The organism is Massilia sp. CFBP 13721 (assembly GCF_014842025.1).
Lineage (GTDB): Bacteria > Pseudomonadota > Gammaproteobacteria > Burkholderiales > Burkholderiaceae_D > Telluria.
In genome coordinates this window covers 1-23,591 of sequence record NZ_JACYUY010000038.1, presented here as the reverse complement: position 1 = coordinate 23,591, position 23,591 = coordinate 1, and the positions used below count along the sequence as shown (strand labels likewise).

Sequence of the window (23,591 nt, the reverse complement as noted above, 5' to 3'; positions counted from 1 at the left end):
CATGGAAACGTTGAATTTTCGATTCGAGAACGGGCGGCGCGCGCTGGCGGCGACGCCGCAGCTGGTCGGCGTGGTCAGCTCCGGCAACCTCGAAGTGCTGATCGAGCCGGCGCTCCTCGGCGGCGCCTGCGAAATCGAGATCCGCACTGCCGCCAACGGCTTCGGCGCGACCTGGCAAGCCGTGATGCGCGACTTCCACGAGCGCTGGCAATTGCAGGACACGCGCATCTGCATCAACGACATGGGCGCCACGCCCGCCGTGGTCAGCCTGCGTTTGGACCAGGCCGCCGAAAACATGACCGGGGGCTTGCCATGAGCAGCTACCTCGAATGCAATGCGAGAGAGCGCATTGCGCGCGTGTTCGACGCCGGCAGTTTCGAGGAATTCCTGCCACCGGCTGCGCGCGTGGTCAGCCCGCACCTGGCCCAGCTCGATGCGCCGGTGTCGTTCGACGACGGCGTGATCGTCGGCCGCGGGCGGCTGGACGGCCAGATTGTCTTCGGCGCGGCCCAGGAAGGCGGCTTCATGGGCGGCGCGGTCGGCGAGGTGCACGGCGCAAAATTGGTTGGCATGCTGGCCCGCGCCGTGCAGGAAGAGGCGCATGCGGTGCTGCTGCTGCTCGAATCCGGCGGCGTGCGCCTGCATGAAGCGAATGCCGGCCTTATCGCCGTCTCCGAAGTGATGCGCGCCATCCTCGACGTGCGCGCCGCCGGAATCCCGGTAGTGGTGCTGATCGGCGGATCGAACGGCTGCTTCGGCGGCATGGGCATCGCCGCGCGCTGCGCCAACACGGTGGTCATGTCCGAGGAAGCGCGCCTCGGCATGTCGGGGCCGGAAGTGATCGAGACCGCGCACGGCGTCGAAGAATTCGATGCGCGCGACCGCGCCCTGGTCTGGCGCACCACCGGCGGCAAGCACCGCTACCTGCTGGGCGATTGCCAGTGCCTGGTGGCGGACAACGTCGGCGCCTTCCGCGAGGCGGCGCTGGACGCCATCGACGCCGCCCGCGGACATGCCGCGCTGACGCTGGCCGACCTCGACGCCGAACACCTGATGCTGGCGACGCGCCTGCGCGACTTCGGCAGCGCAAGCGAACCCCTGCAGATCTGGAAAATGCTGGGCATTCCAGACCCGGCCGCGGTCCCGATGCTCGACGCCGACGCATTTACCGAACTCGCACAACCCTACCGCAAAGGAGCCGACTGATGGACTGGCAATCCCTGGCCTCCAGCTTGTTCCCGCAGGGGCACACCATTCACGAGCATGACCAGTTCCTGCTCGGCACCGGCACAGTGGAAGACGAGACGATCGCCGTCATCGGCACCACCGGCCATGCGCCGATCGGCATCGAAATCGCCCTGGCCCAGGCGACGGCCGTGCTGGCGACCATACGTTCTCATCCCGGGCGGCCGATCCTGATCCTGGTCGACACGCAAGGCCAGCGCCTGCGCCACCGCGACGAAATGCTCGGCATTAACAGCTACATGGCGCACCTGGGCAAATGCATCGACCTGGCGCGGCGCCAGGGGCACAAGGTGATCGGGCTGGTGTACGACCAGGCCCTGTCCGGCGGTTTCATCACGAGCGGTTTGATGGCGGACGCCTGCTTCGCCTTGCCCGACGCCACCATCCGCGTGATGGGACTACCGGCGATGGCCCGTATCACCAAGGTACCCGAGGAGCGGCTGACCGAACTGGCCAAGGTCGATCCGGTGTTCGCACCGGGCGCCGGCAACTACCTGCGCATGGGCGGCCTGCAGGCGATCTGGGAAGACGATTTCGCGACGCTCCTGGCGGCGGCGCTGCGCGAGGCCGATCCGCTCGACCGCCGGCGCGCGCTCGGATTCGAACGCGGTGGGCGCAGGCTGGCGCAGCCGGTGGCGGAAGCGGTGCGATCGGGGGCACATGTTCTCCCGACATGATTTGATCTGGCTGTCGGCGCGCGGCTGGGAGCGCGCCGCTGCCGCTGCTGCGCCAGGCGCGCGCGAGGCCATTGCCTGCTGGGGCGCCGCCGGCTGGCCGGCGGTCGTCACGCGCACGCCGGCAACGCTCGCGCCCGGTGAAGTCGCGCTCGGCATTGCCCTGCCGCCACGCCCCGACGGCGCCAAGCCGCGCATCGCGCTGGCTGCCGCGGTCGCGGAGATCGCGCGCGGCAACCCGGCCCTGCCCTTGGCCGAAGCAATTGCCGCGGCGCCGGCGGCGTGGCAAGCGGCGCTGGCGGCGCTGGATCGGGAAGCCACTGACGGTGGCTGCACGCTGCGCGTCTACGGTTCGCTGGCGTTTGCCGCGCTGACGGGCCAAACCTGTCTGCGCGCCGGCTCGGACATCGACCTGCTGCTGCATCCGGCCGACGCGCGCAGCTATGAAGCCGCGCTCGACCTGCTGGTGCGCCATGCGCGCGTGCTGCCGCTGGACGGCGAAATCGTCTTCGGCGGCGGGCAGGCGGTGGCGTGGAAGGAGCTCGCAGGCTGCCGCGATGGCCAGGCGCGCGTGCTGGCGAAATCGCTGCATGGGGTCGCGCTCGTCAGTGTCGACAGCCTGCTCGCGAGCCTGCACACCAACGTGAACGAGACCGCGCCATGCACGGCTTGATCGACGCCGGCGCGGCGGCGGATGCGCGCGCGTGCCTCCCTGGCCTGGATTTGCCAGGCCTGGGCACCGTGCCGGTCCAGCCGTGCGTTGATGAGGCTGCCGCTTCTGATCGGCGCCACCACAGCGCGCAGCACGGGAACGAACGCCAGTTCTGCGCCCGCGTCGGCCGCCTGGCCGTGCGCAGCCTCTACGCCGAACTGAGCCTGTACCCAAAGCCCGGCCTGGTGTCGCTGCTGGACAACGGCAGCCACACGGACATGACGGCAGCCACCTTCATGCGCAGCATGTTCGCGCTGCGCCATTACTTTGTCCGCATCACGCAGGCCGGCATGGATGGCGCGCCCTTCGCGAAGCTGGCCGCGCTCGGGGTCGACGCCGAAGCGCGCATGCTGGACGCCACCGGCGGCATCAACACCCATCGTGGCGCGATCTTCGGCCTCGGCCTGCTGTGCGCCGCGCTCGGCGCCTGCCATGCCGCCAACGCGGCGGGTGGGGAAGTGCTTACCGCCGTCGACATCCGTGCCGCGCTGGTCGCCCGCTGGGGCGCGGCGCTGGCCGCCCATGCCCACCCCGATGCAGCCAACTCGCATGGCACTCAAGTCACCCAGCGCTACCAGGTCGGTGGCGCGCGCCAGGAAGCCGCGCGCGGCATGCCGGCCGTGTTCGACGTCGCGCTGCCCGCCTTGCGCCAGGCGCGCGCCGCCGGACGCGGGCTGCGCCGCGCGCGCGTCGACGCCCTGTTCGCGCTGATGGCCCACGTCAGCGACACCAACGTCTACCATCGCGGCGGCGCTGGCGGCGCGCTGACGGTCAGGCAGCACGCGAGCGACTTCCTGCTGGCCGGCGGCACCGCCGCGCCGGACTGGGAAGCGCGCGCCGCAGCCTGCCACCACCTGTTCGTCCGGCACCGGCTGTCCCCCGGCGGCGCCGCCGACCTGCTGGCCGCCGCCTGCCTGGTCGACGCCGCGACCGGCGGAACCTGACGATGGCGAGCCGCCTCGCCCTGCTCTGCCCCGGCCAGGGCGCGCAGCATGCCGCCATGTTCGACATGGCGCGCACCGATCCGGCCGCCGCGGCCCTGCTCGACATGCTCGTCACGCAGGCCGGGTTCGCGGAATCGCTGGACGCGATCCTGGCCGACGACGCGCTGCTGTTTGCGAATCGCTACGCCCAGCCGCTGGTGGTGGCCGCCACCTTGGCGAACTGGAATGCGCTCGCAGACGACCTGCCGGAACCGGCCCTGGTCGCCGGCTACAGTATTGGCGAAGTCGCAGCCTATGCGGTGGCCGGCGCCTTGCCGCCTGCCGACGCGGTGGCGCTGGCGCGTGCCCGTGCGGAACTGATGGATGCCTGCCTGCGCGCCTCACCCGGCCAGGCGCTGCTGGCGGTCTCCGGCCTGCCGGTCGCCACAGTGGAGGCGCAGCTGCGCCGGCACGATTTCCACCTCGCCATCGTCACTGGCGAAGACAGCCTGATCGCCGGTGGACGCGCCGAATCGGCGGCCGGCCTGGAGAATGCATTGCTTGCCACGGGCGCACGCACCAGCCGGTTAGCGGTCGAAGTCGCCTCGCACACGCCCTTCATGGCAGGCGCCGTTGCCCCCCTGGCCGCCGCACTGGGAGGCCGATCCTTGCGCGACCCGCAAGTGCCGGTCCTGTCCGGCATCTCGGCCGAACGCATCAGCCATAAGAGCAAGGCCATCGAACACCTGTCGCGCCAGGTCGCCGAGACCATCCTGTGGCGCGATTGCATGGATGCACTGGTGGAAGCCGGCATTACGGTAGCGCTCGAACTCGGCCCCGGCGCCGGCCTGTCGCGCATGCTGCAGGCGAGGCACCCGCAGATCGCCACGCGTTCGGTCGCCGACTTCCGTTCGCTCGAGGGAGTCAGGGCCTGGCTGGCCCGGCATGTCGAATAGCCTATTCACCCATCCCATACCTGACATTGCCAATCGGAATTGGCATTCGTGGCCGATCACCTCTATAACGAGAGCATTGGCAATTCCGGCGCGACCAATTCCACACGGCCGCCGGCACGCATTCTCGGGAGATGGATATGAAACAAGTACTCGAGGCAGTTGCACAGCTGCTGACCCAGGCCGCGCGCGAGCGTGCCGAAGACGTGATGCAGGCGCAGGCGAATACCGCCGGCGCGCAAGAGGACTACCGTTCGAACGCGGGCGGCTGGAACTGACAGCGCGCCTTGCAGGACAAAAAACGCCAACCTCCGGGTTGGCGTTTTTTTTCCGGACCCGGCAGGCGTCAGCCGTTCGTCACGATCAGCCGATTCCCCTGCACCTCGACAATCCGATAATCGCCCGCTTCCGCCAGCGCGCCCGGCCCGAGTTCCACGTCCCACAGCGCGCCGCGGTACATCACGCGCGCGCGGCCCTCGTGCCAGCCCGGCACGGCGACGCGCGCGCCGATGTCGAGGTTGACGTTCGGGTCGCGCGTGGCGTTGGTCTTCGCCGGCCGGCCGAAACGGCTGCGGTGCAGGATGGCGGTCGCCACCAGGCCAACAGCGGCGGCCACCAGCGTCTGGAGCGCTCCGCTCAAGCCCAGCAGCGCGGCAATGCCGCCAAAGGCCAGGCCGATGGCGATCATCAGCAAATAAAACGTGCCGGTGAACATTTCAGCAATCACCAGGATCCCCGCACCCACCATCCAGTTCATCCAGTCGGACATGATGCTCTCCTCAACCGCTCTTGCGCGGCGTGTAGATGGGCAAAGCGGTCGCTTTGGCCTCGGGCGCCCGACAGGAGCGCTCGCAGCGCTGGTAAGTGGTATCGCAGGCGGCTACGCGCCCGAGGCGACGGTTCTGCAGGGCCGTGTCAACCGGCGCCCGGGCGCCCGTCCGGACCGGCGCGCCGGTATTGGCCGCAGTGCGCGCCAGCCGGTTTTTCTCCTGCGTGGCCAGCAGGTCCTCGCGGTCTTCCATCGCGATCTGTTGCGCGTCGGCCTTGCAGGCACGCCGTTCGCTGTCGCACACCGAGGTACAGAACGACGGCTCCGCAGCCAGCGCGGCGGTTGAGAACAGCATTCCCATCAGGGCAAGCAGCAAGAGTCCACGGCGCATGGCATTCTCCAGTCGATATGAAAAACCCCGCGACCGCGGCAACGAGGGTTTCCAAAAGTCTAACTCGTTTTGACAACGAGTCAAGCTTTTTGTTGCCTCTAAGCTATTAGCTTCTAGGTTTGGGCAATGCCATCCAGTCAAGCGCATCGAAAACGATGCGCCGACCCGTAAGGTGGGTGGCTCCACCTCGCCAGTTTGCGGAGGAGCGCTGTTTGCGCCGCCCACGCGTTCAAGCGGCGGGTGATTCGTTGCGAAGTTTCAAAAGGTGGTTGAACGCGTGGGCGGCAACCAGGCAGCGGACAAGCCTGCTCCCGGCTATAGCCGCCCACCTTGCGGGTTCGAGCATGCTTCTGCCGGGCACCAGGCCTCGCCCTCGCTGATCAGGCTTTTACATGAAAAAACCCCGCTACCTGTGCAGGCAGCGGGGTTCGATGGCACGGCAGGCCGGCGCGTCTTACATCTTCGCCAGCTTCTGCCAGGTCTCGATCACCGAATCTGGATTGAGCGACATCGACTCGATGCCCTCTTCCACCAGCCACTGGGCGAAGTCAGGATTGTCCGACGGACCCTGGCCGCAGATGCCGATGTACTTGCCCTGCGCGCGGCACGCCTTGATGGCGAGCGACAGCATCGCTTTCACGGCAGGGTCGCGCTCGTCGAAGTCGGCGGCCAGCAGCGGCATGCCGGAGTCGCGGTCCAGGCCCAGGGTCAGCTGGGTCAGGTCGTTGGAACCGATCGAGAAGCCGTCGAAGAACTCGAGGAAGCGCTCGGCCAGGATCGCGTTCGACGGCACTTCGCACATCATGATGACGCGCAGGCCGTTTTCGCCGCGCTTCAGGCCGTACTTCGCGAGCAGGTCGATGACCTTTTCGGCCTGGCCCAAGGTGCGCACGAACGGAATCATGATCTCGACGTTGGTCAGGCCCATCTCTTCACGGACCCGCTTCATGGCGAGACATTCCATCTCGAAGGACTCGGCGAAGTCTTCGGCCAGGTAGCGCGCGGCGCCGCGGAAGCCCAGCATCGGGTTTTCTTCGTCCGGCTCGTAGCGCGAACCGCCGATCAGCTTCTTGTACTCGTTCGACTTGAAGTCGGACAGGCGCACGATGACCGGCTTCGGCCAGAACGCGGCGGCGATCGTCGCCACGCCTTCGGCCAGTTTATCCACGTAAAAGGCTTTCGGCGAGGCGTGGCCGCGTGCGACCGATTCCACTGCTTTCTTCAGGTCGGCATCGATGTTCGGGTACTCGAGGATCGCCTTCGGGTGTACGCCGATGTTGTTGTTGATGATGAATTCCAGGCGCGCCAGGCCGACGCCGTTGTTCGGCACCGACTGGAAATCGAATGCCAGCTGCGGGTTGCCGACGTTGAGCATGATCTTGGTCGGGATCGGCGGCAATTCGCCACGCGAGACTTCGGTGATTTCGGTTTCGAGCAAGCCGTCGTAGATCTTGCCTTCGTCGCCTTCAGCGCAGGAGACGGTAACAAACGTGCCGTCCTTCAGCAGCTCGGTCGCGTCGCCGCAGCCGACGACGGCCGGCACGCCCAGTTCACGGGCGATGATCGCCGCGTGGCAGGTACGCCCGCCGCGATTGGTGACGATCGCCGAGGCGCGCTTCATGACCGGTTCCCAGTTCGGGTCGGTCATGTCGGCCACCAGCACGTCGCCCGGCTGCACGCGTTCCATTTCCGACGGGTCGGTAATCACGCGCACCGGTCCTGCGCCGATCTTCTGGCCGATGGCGCGGCCGCTGGTCAATACCGTGCCGCTGCCCTTCAGGCTGAAGCGCTGCTGGGCGTCGGTCGCCTTCTGCTGCGACTTGACCGTTTCCGGACGCGCCTGCAGGATGAACAGCTTGCCATCGCGGCCATCCTTGCCCCACTCGATGTCCATCGGACGGCCATAGTGGTTCTCGATGATGACGGCATATTTCGCCAGCTCGACCACTTCGGCATCGGTCAGCGAGTAGCGGTTACGCAGTTCGATCGGCACGTCGACGGTCTTCACCGAACGGCCGGCTTTCGCCTCGTTGGTGAATTCCATCTTGATCAGTTTGGAGCCGATGTTGCGGCGGATGACCGGCGATTTGCCTTGCTGGAGCATCGGCTTGTGGACGTAGAACTCGTCCGGATTGACCGCGCCCTGCACCACGGTTTCGCCCAGGCCGTAGCTGGAGGTGATGAAGACGACGTCCTTGAAACCGGATTCGGTGTCGATCGTGAACATGACGCCGGCGGCGCCGACGTCCGAGCGCACCATGCGCTGCACGCCGGCCGACAGTGCGACTTCGGCGTGGGTGAAGCCCTTGTGCACGCGGTAGGAGATCGCGCGGTCGTTGTAGAGCGAGGCGAAGACGTGCTTCATCGCTTCGAGCACGTTGTCGATGCCGACCACGTTGAGGAAGGTTTCCTGCTGGCCGGCGAAGGAGGCGTCCGGCAAGTCTTCGGCGGTGGCCGAGGAACGCACGGCGAAGGACATCTCGGCGGTCGAATCGGCGACCAGGCACTCGTAGTAGCTGCGGATTTCGTCTTCCAGGCGCGGCTGGAACGGGGTTTCGACGATCCACTGGCGGATCTCGGCGCCGGCGGCGGCGAGCGAACGGACGTCGTCGATGTCGAGGCCTTCGAGGCGGGTGGCGATGCGCTCCGCTAACGGTGCGCCACCGTCGATCGAATGCTCGAGGAAGTCGCGGAAAGCCTGCGCCGTGGTGGCGAAGCCGGTCGGCACGCGCACGCCGGCTTCGGCGAGCTGGCTGATCATTTCGCCGAGCGAGGCGTTCTTGCCGCCGACTGATTCGACATCGGTCATGCGCAGGTTTTCGAACGGGGCAACGTAAACACTCGCGCCTTGTTCAGGGTCTTTCAATACCGCATTAGACAGGTTTGTCATGGTAAAGCACCTTACTTGATGATGGAAACCTTATGGAGCGGCTGCCGGCTTGTATTCTTGTTATTCTGGTCGCGGTGCAGCACAATGCAAAATCCGTTGCCGAGCATTCTACCCCGTGTGCCCTGAATTCACATCGCACAACACTGCAAACCAGACAGCACTTGTTGAAAAAATACCATGACAGTTGAAGGCCGCACCCCGCTCCCCTCGCCGACCCGCACCGTGTTCTTCGTTTCCGACGGCACCGGCATTACCGCCGAAACCTTTGGCCACGCGGTGCTGAGCCAGTTCGAAATGCGCTTTCGCCAGATCCGCATTCCCTTCATCGACACGATCGAGAAGGCCAAGGATGCCGCGCGCCGCATCAACGAGCATTACGCGGCCGACAACCAGCGCCCGATCGTGTTTTCCACGCTGGTCAAGCACGACCTGTCGGGCGTGATCCGCGCTTCGAACGGCATGCACATGGACTTGTTCCAGACCTTCGTGGCGCCGCTCGAGATGGAACTCGGCGTCAAGTCGACCCACACCATCGGCCGCATCCACAACATCGTCGACTCCGAGGAGTACAAGAACCGTATCGAGGCGATCAATTTCTCGCTCGCGCACGACGACGGCCAGTCGCACAAGAACCTGGCCGAGGCCGACGTGATCCTGGTCGGCGTGTCCCGCTCCGGCAAGACCCCGACCAGCCTCTACCTGGCCATGCAGTACGGCATCAAGGCCGCCAACTATCCACTGATTCCCGACGACTTCGAGCGCGGCAAGCTGCCCTCGTCGCTGCCGCCGTTCAAACACAAACTGTTCGGCCTGACGATCACGCCCGAGCGCCTGGCGCAAATCCGCGAGGAACGCCGCGCCGGCAGCAAGTATGCGTCGATCGAGAATTGCCGTTATGAGGTCAACGAGGCGGAAATGATGATGAAGCGCGAGGGGATTCGCTGGCTGTCGTCGACCACGAAGTCGATCGAAGAGATTTCGACCACCATCCTGCAAGAGATCAAGCCCGACCGCCGCGAATATTGAGTGTTGGGGTGGACTCCGTCCGCCCTACGGGTATCACACTCCTGTGGCTCAAGGACGAGCCGCCGAATCATCGGGACCGTAGGGTGGACTCCGTCCACGCGTTACGTGCGTCTCCCGCATCGCATACGCACGAAACGCGTGGAGCTCAAGAACGGGCCGCCGTCCGGATCATCAGCTCATCCCAGCCCGACTCCGTATCGAGCTCGCGGCTGAATGCGTGATCCGGCAACAGCGCCACCAGGATCTCCGCCGTCGTCCGCACGATACACCCCGCCGCCACGTGCCCGCCGAAGACCCGCCCGGCCGCATCCGACACGCTGATGTGCAGGTGCGCGCCATCGGGCGACAGCGAGCCGGACAGGGTCAGGATTTCCAGGTCGCCGCGCAGCTCCGTGATCTCCTCCCTGCCTGCGAAGCGGATGCGCGCCACGCTCAGGCTGCCGATCCCTTGTAACACGAAGCCGGCCGCGACGCCGTGCTCCGCCAGCACCGTCCCGAGCGCGCCGCGCAAGTCCTGTCCGGGGCGCAGGCGCACGGGCAAGGCGCGCATCGCATCACGCATGCGAGGCTCCCGCCTGCGCCAGCACCTGCCCCAGCCGCTCGATATCCATCGGCTTGACGAAATGGTGTTCGAAGCCGCTCGATTTCGACAGGATCCGGTCATGCGCCTGGCCGTAGCCGGTGAGCGCGATGAACAGCGCGGAACCGGTGGCGGGGTCGGCGCGCAGGCGGCGCGCCAGTTCGTAGCCGTCCATCTCGGGCAGGCCGATGTCGAGGATGAAGACCTGGGGCGGCCGCGCCCGCGCATTCTCCAGCGCCTGCAGCGGATGCGCCTGCACCCGCACCCGGTGCCCCTGCGCTTCCAGCAGCACGGCCAGCGACTCGGCGGCGTCGACATTGTCGTCGACGATCATGATGTCGAGCGACGCCGGACTCGCCAGGCGTCCTTCGCGCGCCGCGCCTTCGATGCGGTCTTTCAAGCCTTGCGTGATCGCCGGCAGGCGGATGGTGAAGGTGCTGCCCGTGCCCGGCCCCGCGCTGTCGGCCGTGACGCTGCCGCCATGCAGGCCCACCATGGTCTTGACCAGCGCCAGCCCGATGCCCAGGCCGCCCTGGGCGCGGTCCGGCGTGCGTTCGGCCTGGGTGAACAGCTCGAAGATGTGCGGCAGCAGCAGCGCATCGATGCCGATGCCGTTGTCGATCACGGCGATGTCGACGAAGCTCCCCTCGGTATGCACGGCCAGCGTGATCTCGCCGTTTTGCGGCGTGTATTTCGCCGCGTTGTTGAGCAGGTTGGCGATCACCTGCACCAGGCGCGTACGGTCGCCCAGCACGGTGGCTTGCTGGCTGTCGGTGCGCACCGTCAGCGCGTGGTGGCGCGCCTCGATCAGCGGACGCGCCTGCTCGACGGCGCTGGCCACCGCAGCCTTGATGTCGACCAGTTCCTGTTCCAGCTCGACCAGCCCGCGCGTGACGCGCGAGACGTCCAGCAAATCGTCCACCAGCGCCGTCATGTGCCTGACCTGGCGGCTGATGACTTCACTGGCCTTTTTGGTGCGCGGGTCGGTGACGTTGGTCAGGCGCAGCATCTCGGCGGCGGTGGAAATCGGCGCCAGCGGGTTGCGCAACTCGTGCGCCAGCATGGCCAGGAATTCGTCCTTCTTGCGGTTCGATTCGCGCAGCTCGAATTCGGCCTGGATGCGGTCGGTCACGTCGACCGTGACGCCGCGCATGCGCAGCGGCTTGCCCTCGGCGTCGAACTGCACCTTGCCGCGGCTGTCGAGCCACACCTGGCGCCCGTTGTCGGGGCGGATGACGCGCACGATTTCCTGGTAGGCGCCGCTGCCGGCGATCGCCTCGCGGTGGGCGTCGGCGATCTTGTGGCGGTCCTCGGGATGGATGTACTGGCCGACGCCGGCCATGCGGTCGGGCGTAAAGCCCAGCACGTCGGCGACGTTGTCCGAATAGGCCAGTTCGCCGCTGGCCAGGTCCCAGTCCCAGACCACCATCTTGGCCGCATCCATGCCGTCGCGCAGGCGCTCCTCGCTCTCGCGCTTGGCCAGCTGCGCCTCGACCGATTCGGTGACGTCGTAGCCCTGCGCGAAGATGCCGATCGTGGTGCCGTACTGGTCCTTGTAGGGCTGGTACATCAGGTCGACGTAGCGCTGCGACAGCGGGCCGTCGCGCTCGTACTGGACCGCAAGCGGCATGGCGCGCGTGGTCCAGGGAACGCCGGTGCGGTAGACCTGGTCGAGGAATTCCTCGAAGCCCTGGCCGGCCACCTCGGGCAAGGCTTCCCACACGGTCTTGCCGACCAGCTCGCGGTGCCCGACCAGCTGGTAATAGGCTTCGTTGACCAGCTCGAACACGTGCTTCGGTCCCATCAGCACGGCTACGAACCCGGGCGCCTGGTTGAACAGGCTGCGCAGGTGTTCGCGCTCGTTGTTGAGGATGCGCGAGAGCGCCTCGTGCATCTGGGCGCGGTTGAAGTTCTCGGCGTTGCTGTCGGCCGGGGGCGTCAGGCGCAGCGTGGCCACCTGCGACTGCTCGTCGAAGCGGTACAGCTCGGTGACGTCGACCGGGTTCTGGAACACCAGGATCGGCTTGCCGTCCTCGCCCAGCACCGGCGTGTGCACGGTGCTCCAGTAGCGCTCCTCGTATTTCTTGCCTTCGGGCGTGTCCACCTCGACCGCATAGCGGACAAAGGCGGTGGTGTCGGGCTGGCCCTTGGCCAGCGCGCGCAGCAGCGAAGCCTTGACCTCGCCGATGTTGGTCGCCTCGGGATTGTCTTCTTCGGCCGGAAATGCTTCGAACACGTAGCGGCCGACGATGTCCTCCTCGCTGCGCTGGACCGAACGCAGGTAGGCGCCGCTGGCGCCGACGATGGTCAGGTCCGGAGCCATCACGAGATAGGGATAGGGCGAGGCGCGAAACAGCGCCTGGTAGTCCGATAAGGTCATCATGCGCGCGATTGTCGCATGGATGGCCGCGCACGCGCAGGCGCCCGGCAGCGGTGCGGATCAGCCGCCGCTGCTCCTCGGCGTGTACGCCTGCGGCGCCGGCTGGCCGCGCGCGAGATCGGCCTCGATCGTCTCCAGCAGCGTCTCGACCGACCACACCAGGTCGCGCACCGGCAGGCGCGGTTCGTAGTACTGGCCGTTGTCCCGTTCGCGGTTGACGACCATCTTGTTGGGCACGACCATCGCCGCCAGGCCGGACGCCAGCGGGTGGCGGCGCACGTCCATGTAGGTCGAGTCGGCCGAACTCGGCGCGCCGACCAGGGTCGTGTTCGGGAAGCGCGTCAGGATGTCGATGGCGTCCAGGCAGGCGCTGGCGCAGTGGCCGGGCACGACGACGTAGACCGGCCGCGTGAACGGCGCCGCGGCGGCGGCCGGGGTCGCGGCCGGGGCGGCCACTGTCTTCTTCTCGACGTGGAAGTCCTCGTTCCGGGCGAGCGCCGCGCGCATGCCTTCGCCGGCGCTGCGCGCCCACGCCGCCATTTCGGTGCTGCCCTGGTCGGCAAGCTGGCGTGCCGCCGACAGCATGTACTCGGTGTTGGCGGGCGAGGCGCGCCACCATGTTTCGGAACGCGGCGAATACGCCGCGCGCGCGGCGGCCACCCGTTCGCCGCCCCATAAGGCCCTGGCGAAATCGAGGCTCCAGGCGGACGAGCCGCCGCCATTGCCGCGCAGGTCGACCACGACCGCATCCAGGGCCAGCCAGCGTGCGCGCTGCCCTTCGATGTCGCGGTAGATCGCGCGGTAGGCGGCGCGCTGCGCTTCGTCCGGTTTGAAGCTCGGCATCGACACCCACACCAGGTTCGGGCGCGGCGCGAACATGCCCACCGGCCGCGGCACACCCTCCTCGCTTTCGGCCAGCAGGCGCTTCGCTTGCGCGTCGACCTCGCGCCAGGCGAGTACATGTTCGCTGGCCTGGCCGCCCGCCTCGAAGCTGCAGCGCTGCGGCAGCGTGACGAACGGGTTGTGCGCATCGACGAACAGGGTCGGCGCCACCGACCACCATTGCCCGGCTTCCTGCACGCGCCCTTCGAAGGAAAACACGTTGTCGCGAATCAGCCGGCGCGCGTCCATGCCGTCGCAGCCGAGCAGTTTGCTGCCCACCGCCGGCTGGCCGGCCGGCGATGCGGCCACATACAAGGCGTCGCCGCGCCAGGCGGTGACGAAGCCCGGCCAGCGTGCCGGCGGGCGCGCCGCGGCGTCGACCAGCGAGCGGATCGCCGCGTGGCCGTCGCCGATGCGCACATTGAAGCCGTCGAGCGCGGCGTTGTAGCCGGCGGCGTCGCGTACCCGCGCTGCCAGCGCCAGTCCGTGCACGCGCGCCGCCTCCAGGTTGGCCAGGAAGCCGGGGTTATAGGGGTCGCGTGCGCCTGGATGGTTGTCGCGAGTGACCTGGACCGCGGCGGCGATGTCGGCCTCGGCGGCGGCGCGCCAGGCTTGCGGCGAATCCGGCAGCGCCGGCCCGGCTGCGGCCGGAACGGCGAACAAGACCGCCAGCCCGAGCGCGGCGACGTGTTTGAGCGGGCTTTGCTGGAATCGGATGGCGCGCATGTCAACTCCCTGTTCAGGTATGTTGCCAAATAATAAATCAATAAATTACGAGTAGGCAACAACTTCTTGACAGGGCCGCGTGGGTGCGCCCTCATGTAAAATCCGCACAACGAGGTATTTTTACGGGTAGCGGCACATGGGTTGGCTGGACAAACTGTTAGGCGGCGCGCAGGCGCCGGCACCCGACCCTGCGCCGGCGGGCGCAGGGGCCGACGCCGCCGCGTTCGACCCCGCCGAACTCGACGCGGCCTGGTACCGCTGGCTGGCCTCCGCCAGCCCGCCGCGCGCCACGCAGCAGATCGAAGGGCGCATCCTCGACGAACTGGCGCGCCTGGCGCAATCCCCGGTTGCCGGCGCCGCCCTGGTGCCGCGCGTGCCCGAGATCATTCCGCAGCTGATGCGCACCCTGCGCAGCGACGACATGAACGCCGCCGAACTGTCGCGCCAGCTGAGCGCCGATACCGTGCTGGTGGCCGAGGTCTACCGCGAAGCGAATCGGCCGGCCTACCTGCCGCGCTACCATGCCGGCCCGCCGGTCGACAGCATTCAGGGCGCGATCATGCTGCTCGGGCAGAACGGCATGCGCATGCTGCTGGCGCGCGTGGCGTTTCGTCCGATCGTCAGCATGCAGAACGGCCGCCTGGCGCGACGGGTCGCGCCCATCATCTGGCGCCAGTCGGAAAAGAGCGCGCTGGCGGCCAGCCTGCTGGCGCCCGGCCTGCGCGCCAACGCCTTCGAAGCCTATCTCGCCGGGCTGATGGAAAACGTCGGGCTGGTGGTGGCGATGCGCGTGGTCGACCAGGCGTGTAGCGACGATGCACTGCCCTGGTCCGATCCGTTCATCGCCGGCCTGTTCGCGCAGGCGCGCATCCTGTCGGCGCGCATCGCCGCCCTGTGGGACTTCCCCGAAACGGTGGTCGAGGCCATCGCCGGCGCCGGCCAGCCGGATGCGCCGCCGCTGGCGCAGGCGCTGGCCCTGGGCGACCGCCTGGCCAGGCTGCGCATGCTGGTCGACGCCGCCAAATTTGCGGACGACGATCCCTTCGTCGTCGCCGGGCTCGACGACAAGGCGCTGGCCGTATTCGACAAGCTGCGCGACGAGGAAGAAGACGAGATTTAAGCCAGCAACCGCTGCGGATGGCTATAAACCACATGCCTGCCGCCGCGCACGAAGCCGGCCAGCGTCAGGCCGGCGCCCTCGGCCATCCTGACCGCCAGCGCCGTCGGCGCGGAAATCGCGGCCAGCAGGCCGAAGCCGGCGCGCGCCGCCTTCTGCACCATTTCGAAACTGGCGCGGCTGGTGACCACGGCAAAGCCCGCGTCCGGCGCCACGCCGGCATGCGCCAGCGCGCCGACCAGCTTGTCGAGCGCATTGTGGCGCCCCACGTCCTCGCGCACGCACAGCAGCGCGCCGTCGATGCCGGCCCAGCCGGCGGCGTGGACGGCGCCGGTGGCCTGGTGCAGGTGCTGGCGCGCGGCCAGTTCGCCCATCGCGCGGTGCAGCGCGGCCGGATCGATCGGTGCCATCTTCAAGGCCCGAGGCGCGCCCGGCTCCGGCAGGCAGGCGTCCTGCTCGAAATAATCCAGGCTGTCGACGCCGCACAGGCCGCAGCCGGTCTTCCCCAAGCGTGCGCTGCGCGTTCCCTTCAGGCGCGCCATGGCGCCCGAAGCGATGCGCAGGTCGATCGCGATGCCGCGCGGCGTGTGGTCGATCTCGATGTCGTAAACGTCGCGCCGGTGGCGCACGATGCGTTCGCTCAGCGTGAAGCCGAGCGCGAAGTCTTCCAGGTCGAGCGGCGAGGCCAGCATCACGGCATGGGCGATGCCGTTGTAGACCAGGGCGACGGGGACCTCCTCGGCCAGCAGTTCGCTGCCTTCTTCGACCAGGTCGCCCCGGCAGCGGCTGGCCGGCACGCGCCGGGTGGCGTCCAGGGCCTGGTGCTCGCCGCTTGCGAGGAAGGGCTCGGCCGCGTTCACGGCGCGCTCCCGCTGCGCTCCAGCAGCACGTCGATTGCTTTCGCCGCCGGCACCTTGCTCTCCTTGGCGTGGTGCCAGAGCGGGATCAGCGGGTTACATTCGGGGAAGTAGCCGGCGATCGTCCCCGCCGGAATATCGTAGGGCACGACGGCGAGACCGGCCACCTGGCGTTCCACGCCGTCGTCGGTGGCGCTACGCAGCGTGACCAGGTCGCCCTGCGCCAGGCCGCGTTCCGCCATGTCGGCATGCCCCATGAAGATCACCCGGCGGCTGCCGTAGACGCCGCGGAAGCGGTCGTCGTGGCTGTAGATGGTGGTGTTGAACTGGCCGTCGCTGCGCACCGTGAACAGGCGCAGCGTGGCAGCGCCGCCATCCAGGTCCGGATCGCCCGGCAAGTCGTCCGGCACCGTGAAGGTCGCCTTGCCGCTCTCGGTCTTCCAGACCCGGTGCGCGGCGCCGACCGGCTTGCGAAAACCGCCCGGGGTCCACATGCGCGCATTGAAGTCGTGGAAGATGTCCGGGTAGGTCTCGGCGATCGCATCGCGGATGCTGCCGTAGTCGGCCACCCAGGCATCCCAGTCCACGCGCGGGTTCGGATCCAGCGTGGCCTTGGCGATGGCGGCGACGATGGCCGGCTCCGACAGCAAGTCGTTTGACGCCGGGTCCGCCATCCCGCGCGAGCCGTGGATGCAGGCGGTGCTGTCCTCCACCGTGACCGACTGCGCGCCGCCGGCCTGGCGGTCGATTTCGATACGCCCCAGGCAAGGCAGGATGTACGACGCCTTGCCGTGGATGACGTGGTTGCGGTTGAGCTTTGTCGCGATCTGCACCGTCAGCGGAATCTCGCGCCAGGCCGCTTCCATCAGCTTCGTCTCCGGCACGGCGCGCAAAAAATTACCGCCGAGGGCGACAAAGGCCGGGATCTCCCGCGCCAGGATCGCTTCGCAGGCCTCGACCGTATTCATGCCGGTCTTTTGTGGCGGCTCGAAGCCGTACTGTTCCTTCAGTTTGTCGAGCGGCGCCAGTTCGGGCTTTTCGGTGATGCCGACTGTGCGCTGGCCCTGCACGTTCGAGTGGCCGCGCACCGGGCAGATGCCGGCGCCGGGCTTGCCGATGTTCCCGCGCAGGAGCAGCAGGTTGACCATCATCGCCACGTTCTGCACGCCGTTGCGGTGCTGGGTCAGGCCCATGCCGTACACGCCGAGCACGGCGCCGGCGCCCGCATACACGGCGGCCGCGCTTTCGATGTCCGCACGCAGGAGGCCCGATTCGCGTTCGATGTCGGGCCAGCCGCATGCGTGCACGGATGCGGCGAAATCGTCGAAACCGTGGGTATGCTCGCCCAGGAAGGCCATGTCGAGCACGCGCTGTTCGCCGGCGGCGACAGCTGCATCGTCCAGCGCAAAGATCGCCTTGCACAGGCCCATGATCGCGGCCGTGTCGCCGCCGGGTTTGACCTGGTGGTACTGGGTGCTGATCGCGGTCTCGTGCCCGCTCAGCATTTCGCCGGGTGACTGGGGGTTGGTGAAGCTGACCAGCCCGCGCTCGCGCAGCGGATTGAAGGTGATGATCGGCACGCCGCGTTCGCGCGCCTCCTGCAGCTGGTGCAGCATGCGCGGGCTGTTCACGCCGACGTTCTGGCCTAAGAAGAAGATGCAGTCGGTCTGTGCGAAGTCGTCCAGCACGACGGTGCCGACGCCGTCGCCGATCGTCTTTTGCAGCGCCACCGAGGTGCTCTCGTGGCACATGTTGGAACTGTCGGGCAGGTTGTTGTTGCCGTACATGCGCGCCAGCAGGCCGTACATGTAGGAGGTTTCGAGCGAAGCGCGCCCGGAACTGTAGAACACGACCTGTTCGCGCTCGGCGGCCTGCAGTTGCCTGAGCTGCGCGCCGATCTCGGCGAAGGCCCGGTCCCAGGCGATGGGGCGGTACTTGTCGCTGGCGGCGTCCCAGCGCAAGGGCGTCGTCAAGCGCCCCTGGCCCTCGAGTTCGTGGTCGCTCCAGGCTTCCAGCTCCGTCACCGTGTGGCGCTCGAAGAAGTCGGCGCCGATGCGCTTGCTGGTGGTTTCCCAGGCGGTGGCCTTGGCGCCGCTTTCGCAGAATTCGAAGGGGTGCGGATTGGCCGGCTTGGCCCAGGCGCAGCTGACGCAGGCGTAGCCGTCCGGCTTGTTCTGCCTGAGCAGCAGTGCGCTGTCCTTGAGCGCCGCGCGCTGGTCGAACAGGATGTGGGCGACCTCGCCCACCGAGCCCCAGCCGCCGGCCGGCATCGTCGCCGGCTTGATACGTAGCTTGTCCGCGTCCTTGCTCATGCTTTCCCCCTTTGGCCAATGCGCTACCCTAGCGCCCCCACCGCGCCTTTTCCGTGCGCTTGCGAACACTGAGGAACGATACCGGCACGGCGGCGGGTCAGTGCCGGGTCGCGCACCGGGGCGGCGCCCATCCGGCTATACTGCCGCCATGCGCATCCAGCTGTTTTCCGACCTCCACCTCGAACGCTATCCGGCTTTCCAGCCCGCGTTCGCCCCCGACCTCGACGTCATCGTCCTCGCCGGCGACATCGGCTCCTACCAGGCCGGCTCGCGCTTGACAGGCACCGACTTCGGCCTCGAACGCTTCGCACCCGCCCTTGGCGCAACAACGGCGCAGGTGCTGTTCATCCCTGGGAACCACGAATTCGACGGCCTCGATTTCGACGAAACGTACATGCGCCTGCGCGCTACCTGTGAACGCCTCGGGATCACCTGGCTCGACCGCGAGACAGTGACGATCGGCCACGTGCGCTTCGTCGGCACTACGCTGTGGGCCGATTTCGACGCCCTCGCCGCAGGACACGAGCTGACCAGGCAGCTGCAACTGCGCGAAAAAGCCCTCCGCGCCGCCAACTATTACCTGAACAAGAACACCACCCTGCGCAACGGCGAACCGGTGCTGGCCGACGGTTGGCGCGCCATGGCGCTCGATTGCCAGGCCTGGCTGCGCACCGCGCTGGCCGTGCCCTTCGACGGCGTGACGGTGGCGGTCACCCACTTCGCCCCGAGCCTGCAAAGCGCCGACCCGCGCTACGGCGTCACGCCCGGCACCGCGGGCTTCTGCAACGCGCTCGACGCCTTGTTCCCGCTGGCCGACCTGTGGCTGCACGGGCACCTGCACTGCCTGAACGATTACGTTGCGACGGGCGTCGAGAACGGGCGTGCCTGGTCCTGCCGCGTGGTCGCCAATCCGCTCGGTTACCTGAGCAAGGGCGAGCAGGACGGCTTCCGGCCGGAACTGGTCATTACGGTCTAGGGAGCTGCCTCTCTTCTGTCCTCATTGCCGTATTGTTGAAAAACGGCAACACTCATGGATTTGTGTATATTGACGATTGCAACCGGTATAGTCAAAAGATACAATCCTGTTTCCTATTAGAAATTGATCAAACTGAGAACAAGACGGCTGAGTCGACGCCGCCTGACCCGTGCCACGCATCCGGCCGTTCCTGTTTGCGTTTCACCGTTCTCCCCGGGCATGGCGCGCGCCATGCATATCGCACCCACGCCAGGCTGATGCCGGCGCATGGGCACCCCTTCTTTGCCTGAGATTTCATGCACACTTCCGCCGAACCCATCCAATCGCAAGCCGCCGACCGCCGGCGCGACCTGGCGCTTGCCGCCCTCGACGCCATCCACCGCGTGCAGGCCGTGGTCGAATTCGATTTGAGCGGCAAGGTCGTCCATGCCAACCATAACTTCCTCCAGGCGATGGGTTATACGCTCGGCGAGGTGGTGGGCAAGCACCATCGCATGTTCTGCGACGACGAATTCGCCGCCTCGAGCGCCTACGGCAACCTGTGGAGGGAACTCGGCCAGGGTCACCCCTGCAGCGGCGAATACATGCGCATTGCGAGCGATGGCCGCCCGGTATGGCTGCAGGCTTCGTACAATCCGGTGTTCGACGGCGACGGGCGCCCGGTCAAGGTCATCAAGTTTGCGACCGACATCACCGCGGCCAAGCTGCACAGCGCCGAGAATGCGGCCAAGATCGCTGCCATCAGCCGCGTCCAGGCAGTGGCCGAATTCGGCCTGGACGGCCATATCCTGGAGGCGAACGAGAACTTCCTGCACACGATGGGCTACACGCTGGAGGAGTTGCGCGGCCAGCACCACCGCATCTTCTGCGAAGCGGCCCAGGCGGCCACGCCCGCCTACGCCGAATTCTGGCGCCACCTCGGGGCCGGCGAACTGCACGCCGGCGTCTACAAGCGGCGCCACAAGGATGGCCGCGACGTCTGGATCAACGCCTCCTACAATCCCGTATTCGGGCCGGACGGCAAGCCGATGAAGGTCATCAAGTATGCGACCGACGTCACCGCACAGGTGCAGCGCAACGCCGAATACGCGGGCCGCATGAAGGCGCTCGACCGCGCCCAGGCCGTGATCGAGTTCGACCTCGAAGGGCGCATCCTGCATGCCAATGATAACTTCCTCGACACCCTCGGTTACACGCTCGACGAAGTCGTCGGCCAGCGCCACGCGCTGTTCTGCGACGACGCCTGGAGCCGCTCGCTCGAGTACCACACCTTCTGGAAGCACCTCGCCGCCGGCGAGTTCCACAGCGGCGAATTCAAGCGCCTGGCCAAGGACGGCCATCCGGTCTGGATCCAGGCGACCTACAACCCGATCTTCGATGCCGACGGCAAGCCTTTCAAGGTCGTCAAGTTCGCTACCGACATCACGGCGGCGAAAACCCGCAACGCCGACGTCGAAGGCAAGAACCTGGCGGTCGACCGGGTCCAGGCCGTGATCGAGTTCGACTTGCAGGGCAAGGTCTTGCACGCGAACGAGAACTTCCTCGCGGTGATGGGCTACAACCTGTCCGACGTGCGCGGCCAGCACCACCGCATGTTCTGCGACCCGCAATTTGCGCACTCGGCGGAATACCAGGCGTTCTGGGAGCGCCTCGGGCGCGGCGAATTCAACGCCGGCGAGTACTGCCGCATCCGCAAGGACGGCAAGCAGGTCTGGATCCTCGCCTCGTACAACCCGATCTTCGATGCCGAAGGCAAGCCGGTCAAGGTCGTCAAGTTCGCCACCGACATCACCGCGCAAAAGCGCATGGCCGCCGAGATCAAGGGCAAGCTCGACGCGATCGGGCGCTCGCAGGCGGTGATCGAGTTCGACATGCGCGGCAATGCGCTGTCGGCGAACGACAACTTCCTGCGCACGATGGGCTATGCCGAAGAAGAAGTGGTGGGCGCGCACCACCGCATGTTCTGCGAAGACGACTACGTCAAGAGTTCGGCCTATCGCCACTTCTGGGCCAACCTGGCGCAGGGCCAGTTCCAGTCCGGCCGCTTCAAGCGGCGCGGCAAGCACGATGCGGAAATCTGGATCCTGGCTACTTACAATCCGATCCTCGACGTCAACGGCAAGCCGTATAAAGTCGTGAAGTTCGCCATGGACGTCACCGACCAGGTGCACCGCGAAGAGCTGGTGAGCGCCAAGGTCAAGGAGATTTCCGGCGTGCTCGCTTCGCTTTCGCAGTCGATCGGCGCGATTGCGCGCGGCTCGCAGCAGTCGGCCGACATGGCCGGCCGTGCCCAGCTTGACGCCGCCGCCGGCAGCAAGCTGCTGGGGCGTTCGCGCGAAGCGATCGGCGCGATCCAGAAGGCGTCGGGCGACGTCCACGACATCATCGAAACCATCGGCGACATCGCCGGCCAGACCCACCTGCTGGCGTTCAATGCCGCGATCGAAGCGGCGCGCGCCGGCGAACACGGCAAGGGCTTTTCGGTCGTGGCCAACGAAGTGCGCAAGCTGGCCGAGAAGTCGGCCCTGGCGGCGCGCGAAATCTCCAAGCTCATCAACGAGACCGTGGCCCGCGTCGGCGAAGGCACGCGCCTCTCCAGCGAAGTCGAGGATGCCTTCGCACGCATCGTCGACTCGATCGCCACCACCAGCAAATCGGTGGGCGAGATCCACGCATCCACCACTGCCCAGGCCGGCGCCACGCAGGACGTTTCCACGCTGCTGGCGGAGCTCGAACGCGTCGCGACGGAGCGCTGAGCGATGGGTGCTCCCCTTGCCGATCCCGCCCTGCACCTTGCCACCGCCGCGCTCGGCGCCGTGCGCCTCGGCATCCCGGTCGACGCCGTGATGCAGGCGATTCCGGTACCGGCCGGGCAGGCGCTGCTGCCAAGGCGCCAGGGCGCGCTCAGCGGGGTCGTGCTGCACGAGGGTGCGCTGGTGCCGGTGGTCGACCTGGCGCGCTGGGTCGACGTCGGCCGGACGGGTGCCGAACGCCTCGGCAGCGCGCGCATCCTGGTCCTGCACCAGGACGGCCGCACCCTCGGCCTGCAGGTCGACAGCGTCGATGGACTCATCGAGGTAGCCTGCGCGGACGTCAAGCGCTTGCATCACGACGACCACGCCGAAGAAGTGTTTCATAGCGCCGCGCGGGTGCCGGGCAGCGACGCCATCCTGAGCGTGCTCGACGTCGGCCGCCTGGCCGCGCTCGCGGCCAGCTGGCATCAGGTCGAACCGTACGAAGCGCGCGCCGATATCGTCCAGGCCGAAACGCCTGCCGGGCGTGCTGCCGAGGTCAATTATGCGCTGCTGCAGCTGGACGGCGCCCGGCTCGGCGTGCCTGCCGGCGACCTGGTCGAAGTCATGCGCATGCCGGCGCTGGAGCAGTTCGGCACCGGCATCGACGGCAATTGGTGCCGGTGGCGCGGCCGTCACCTGCCCATGCTGGCGAGCGGCGCCCTGGCCGGCCTGCCGCATGCGGCCCAGGCGCCCCTGCTGGCCGTGCTCGAACACAAAGGCCTGGCGCTCGGCCTGCCGGTCAGCGCCGCACTGGCGCTGCAAGCATTCGCTGCCGGCAGGGATGATGGTCTCGTCACGGCCGTGTACGACGCCGATGGCCAGGAAGTACGGCTGCTCGATACAGCCTCCCTGTTCGCACGCTTTCCGGAAGCGCTGCTGAGCAAGCCGGACGGGCGCGGCGCGGCGGCCGGCGCCGCGCCCGATGGCGGCGTGCCGAACGAGGACGCCTACATCGTGTTCGCCGCCGGCCAGCGGGCGGCGACGCCGATCGGCGCGGTCGCGCAGATCGTGCCGCTGGCTGCCGGCAGCGGCGGCGCGACGATGCAGTGGAATGGCGCCGCCCTGCCCCTGGTCGACCTGCGCCCGGACCATCCCGCCACGGCGGCCGGCCATGTGCTGGTCGCGGCGAAGGATGGCCGCCACACCGGCTACGTGGTGACGCGGGTCGAGCTGCTGATCCCGGCCGGCAGCGCCAGGCTGTACCGCCTCGGCGCAGCGCCGGGCCGCGCACGCAGCTTCGTCACGGTCGATACGGCCGCGGGCCAGGCCAGTTACCGGATCGTCGACCTGGCCGAAGCATGATTTGCCGCGATACGTAGATACTGTTATGGCTGTCAAGCGGCGTGCAGCATCGGATTGAACTTTTCGCCAGTTTTCAGCACA

20 protein-coding genes are annotated in these 23,591 nt (G+C 67.5%); 12 read left to right on the top strand and 8 right to left on the bottom strand.

Going from position 1 to position 23,591, the window contains the following annotated elements; genetic code table 11:
- The first annotated feature begins 1 nt into the window (after window position 1).
- From mdcC to IFT60_RS24615, 7 genes are all read left to right on the top strand, one after another.
- Window positions 2-316 carry a malonate decarboxylase acyl carrier protein gene (mdcC, locus tag IFT60_RS24645; RefSeq protein ID WP_192056753.1) on the top strand — a complete coding sequence of 105 codons (315 nt, stop codon included), beginning with the start codon at window positions 2-4 and terminating at the stop codon, window positions 314-316.
- Window positions 313-1,206, top strand: coding sequence for a biotin-independent malonate decarboxylase subunit beta (locus tag IFT60_RS24640; RefSeq protein WP_192056752.1), 894 nt, complete (start codon window positions 313-315; stop codon window positions 1,204-1,206). The genes mdcC and IFT60_RS24640 overlap by 4 nt, the downstream gene beginning before the upstream one ends.
- Entirely contained in the window at window positions 1,206-1,922 is a 717-nt protein-coding gene (gene mdcE / locus IFT60_RS24635; protein ID WP_192056751.1) for a biotin-independent malonate decarboxylase subunit gamma, read from the top strand. Before IFT60_RS24640 ends, mdcE begins: the two co-directional genes overlap by 1 nt.
- Window positions 1,906-2,592: a malonate decarboxylase holo-[acyl-carrier-protein] synthase gene (mdcG, locus tag IFT60_RS24630; protein ID WP_192056750.1), complete on the top strand. Its 687-nt coding sequence runs from the start codon at window positions 1,906-1,908 to the stop codon at window positions 2,590-2,592. The genes mdcE and mdcG overlap by 17 nt, the downstream gene beginning before the upstream one ends.
- A complete protein-coding gene (gene mdcB, locus IFT60_RS24625) occupies window positions 2,580-3,575 on the top strand; it encodes a triphosphoribosyl-dephospho-CoA synthase MdcB (protein ID WP_192056749.1) in 996 nt (331 codons plus the stop codon). The genes mdcG and mdcB overlap by 13 nt, the downstream gene beginning before the upstream one ends.
- A 2-nt stretch (window positions 3,576-3,577) precedes the next feature.
- Entirely contained in the window at window positions 3,578-4,510 is a 933-nt protein-coding gene (locus tag IFT60_RS24620; RefSeq protein WP_192056748.1) for an ACP S-malonyltransferase, read from the top strand.
- A 137-nt stretch (window positions 4,511-4,647) separates the two neighbouring features.
- A complete protein-coding gene (locus tag IFT60_RS24615; protein ID WP_192056747.1) occupies window positions 4,648-4,785 on the top strand; it encodes a hypothetical protein in 138 nt (45 codons plus the stop codon).
- 68 nt (window positions 4,786-4,853) lie between these two features.
- Here IFT60_RS24615 and IFT60_RS24610 read toward each other — a convergent pair whose 3' ends face one another.
- From IFT60_RS24610 to ppsA, 3 genes are all read right to left on the bottom strand, one after another.
- Window positions 4,854-5,276: an NfeD family protein gene (locus tag IFT60_RS24610; protein WP_192056746.1), complete on the bottom strand. Its 423-nt coding sequence runs from the start codon at window positions 5,274-5,276 to the stop codon at window positions 4,854-4,856.
- 10 nt (window positions 5,277-5,286) lie between these two features.
- Window positions 5,287-5,667: a hypothetical protein gene (locus IFT60_RS24605; protein ID WP_192056745.1), complete on the bottom strand. Its 381-nt coding sequence runs from the start codon at window positions 5,665-5,667 to the stop codon at window positions 5,287-5,289.
- A 454-nt stretch (window positions 5,668-6,121) separates the two neighbouring features.
- Window positions 6,122-8,476 (bottom strand): phosphoenolpyruvate synthase, encoded by a 2,355-nt coding sequence (ppsA, locus tag IFT60_RS24600; protein ID WP_229511171.1) that lies wholly within the window; start codon window positions 8,474-8,476, stop codon window positions 6,122-6,124.
- A gap of 258 nt (window positions 8,477-8,734) precedes the next feature.
- Here ppsA and ppsR point away from each other — a divergent pair, with 258 nt between their 5' ends.
- Window positions 8,735-9,583, top strand: a complete 849-nt coding sequence (gene ppsR / locus IFT60_RS24595) for a phosphoenolpyruvate synthetase regulatory kinase/phosphorylase PpsR (RefSeq protein ID WP_192056743.1) — start codon at window positions 8,735-8,737, stop codon at window positions 9,581-9,583.
- 145 nt (window positions 9,584-9,728) lie between these two features.
- Here ppsR and IFT60_RS24590 read toward each other — a convergent pair whose 3' ends face one another.
- From IFT60_RS24590 to IFT60_RS24580, 3 genes are read right to left on the bottom strand one after another with little or no spacing between them, the layout of a single operon-like run.
- Entirely contained in the window at window positions 9,729-10,133 is a 405-nt protein-coding gene (locus IFT60_RS24590; protein WP_192056777.1) for a PPC domain-containing DNA-binding protein, read from the bottom strand.
- Between the two features lie 4 nt (window positions 10,134-10,137).
- Window positions 10,138-12,546 carry a hybrid sensor histidine kinase/response regulator gene (locus IFT60_RS24585; protein ID WP_192056742.1) on the bottom strand — a complete coding sequence of 803 codons (2,409 nt, stop codon included), beginning with the start codon at window positions 12,544-12,546 and terminating at the stop codon, window positions 10,138-10,140.
- Window positions 12,547-12,603: 57 nt separating this feature from the next.
- Window positions 12,604-14,151 carry a S41 family peptidase gene (locus IFT60_RS24580; RefSeq protein ID WP_192056741.1) on the bottom strand — a complete coding sequence of 516 codons (1,548 nt, stop codon included), beginning with the start codon at window positions 14,149-14,151 and terminating at the stop codon, window positions 12,604-12,606.
- Between the two features lie 136 nt (window positions 14,152-14,287).
- Between IFT60_RS24580 and IFT60_RS24575 the strand changes: the two genes are divergently transcribed.
- Window positions 14,288-15,271 (top strand): HDOD domain-containing protein, encoded by a 984-nt coding sequence (locus IFT60_RS24575; RefSeq protein ID WP_192056740.1) that lies wholly within the window; start codon window positions 14,288-14,290, stop codon window positions 15,269-15,271.
- Here IFT60_RS24575 and fdhD read toward each other — a convergent pair.
- Both fdhD and IFT60_RS24565 read right to left on the bottom strand, forming a co-directional pair.
- Window positions 15,268-16,128, bottom strand: coding sequence for a formate dehydrogenase accessory sulfurtransferase FdhD (gene fdhD / locus IFT60_RS24570; protein ID WP_192056739.1), 861 nt, complete (start codon window positions 16,126-16,128; stop codon window positions 15,268-15,270). The two genes, IFT60_RS24575 and fdhD, sit on opposite strands and share 4 nt — an antisense overlap.
- Window positions 16,125-18,437 carry an FdhF/YdeP family oxidoreductase gene (locus IFT60_RS24565; protein ID WP_192056738.1) on the bottom strand — a complete coding sequence of 771 codons (2,313 nt, stop codon included), beginning with the start codon at window positions 18,435-18,437 and terminating at the stop codon, window positions 16,125-16,127. Before IFT60_RS24565 ends, fdhD begins: the two co-directional genes overlap by 4 nt.
- Window positions 18,438-18,585: 148 nt before the next feature.
- Between IFT60_RS24565 and IFT60_RS24560 the strand changes: the two genes are divergently transcribed.
- From IFT60_RS24560 to IFT60_RS24550, 3 genes are all read left to right on the top strand, one after another.
- Window positions 18,586-19,413 carry a metallophosphoesterase gene (locus IFT60_RS24560; RefSeq protein ID WP_192056737.1) on the top strand — a complete coding sequence of 276 codons (828 nt, stop codon included), beginning with the start codon at window positions 18,586-18,588 and terminating at the stop codon, window positions 19,411-19,413.
- Between the two features lie 296 nt (window positions 19,414-19,709).
- Window positions 19,710-22,169, top strand: coding sequence for a methyl-accepting chemotaxis protein (locus IFT60_RS24555; protein ID WP_197986459.1), 2,460 nt, complete (start codon window positions 19,710-19,712; stop codon window positions 22,167-22,169).
- A 3-nt stretch (window positions 22,170-22,172) separates the two neighbouring features.
- On the top strand, window positions 22,173-23,510 hold the full coding sequence (locus tag IFT60_RS24550) for a chemotaxis protein CheW (protein ID WP_192056736.1): 1,338 nt from the start codon (window positions 22,173-22,175) through the stop codon (window positions 23,508-23,510).
- Window positions 23,511-23,591: the final 81 nt, after the last annotated feature.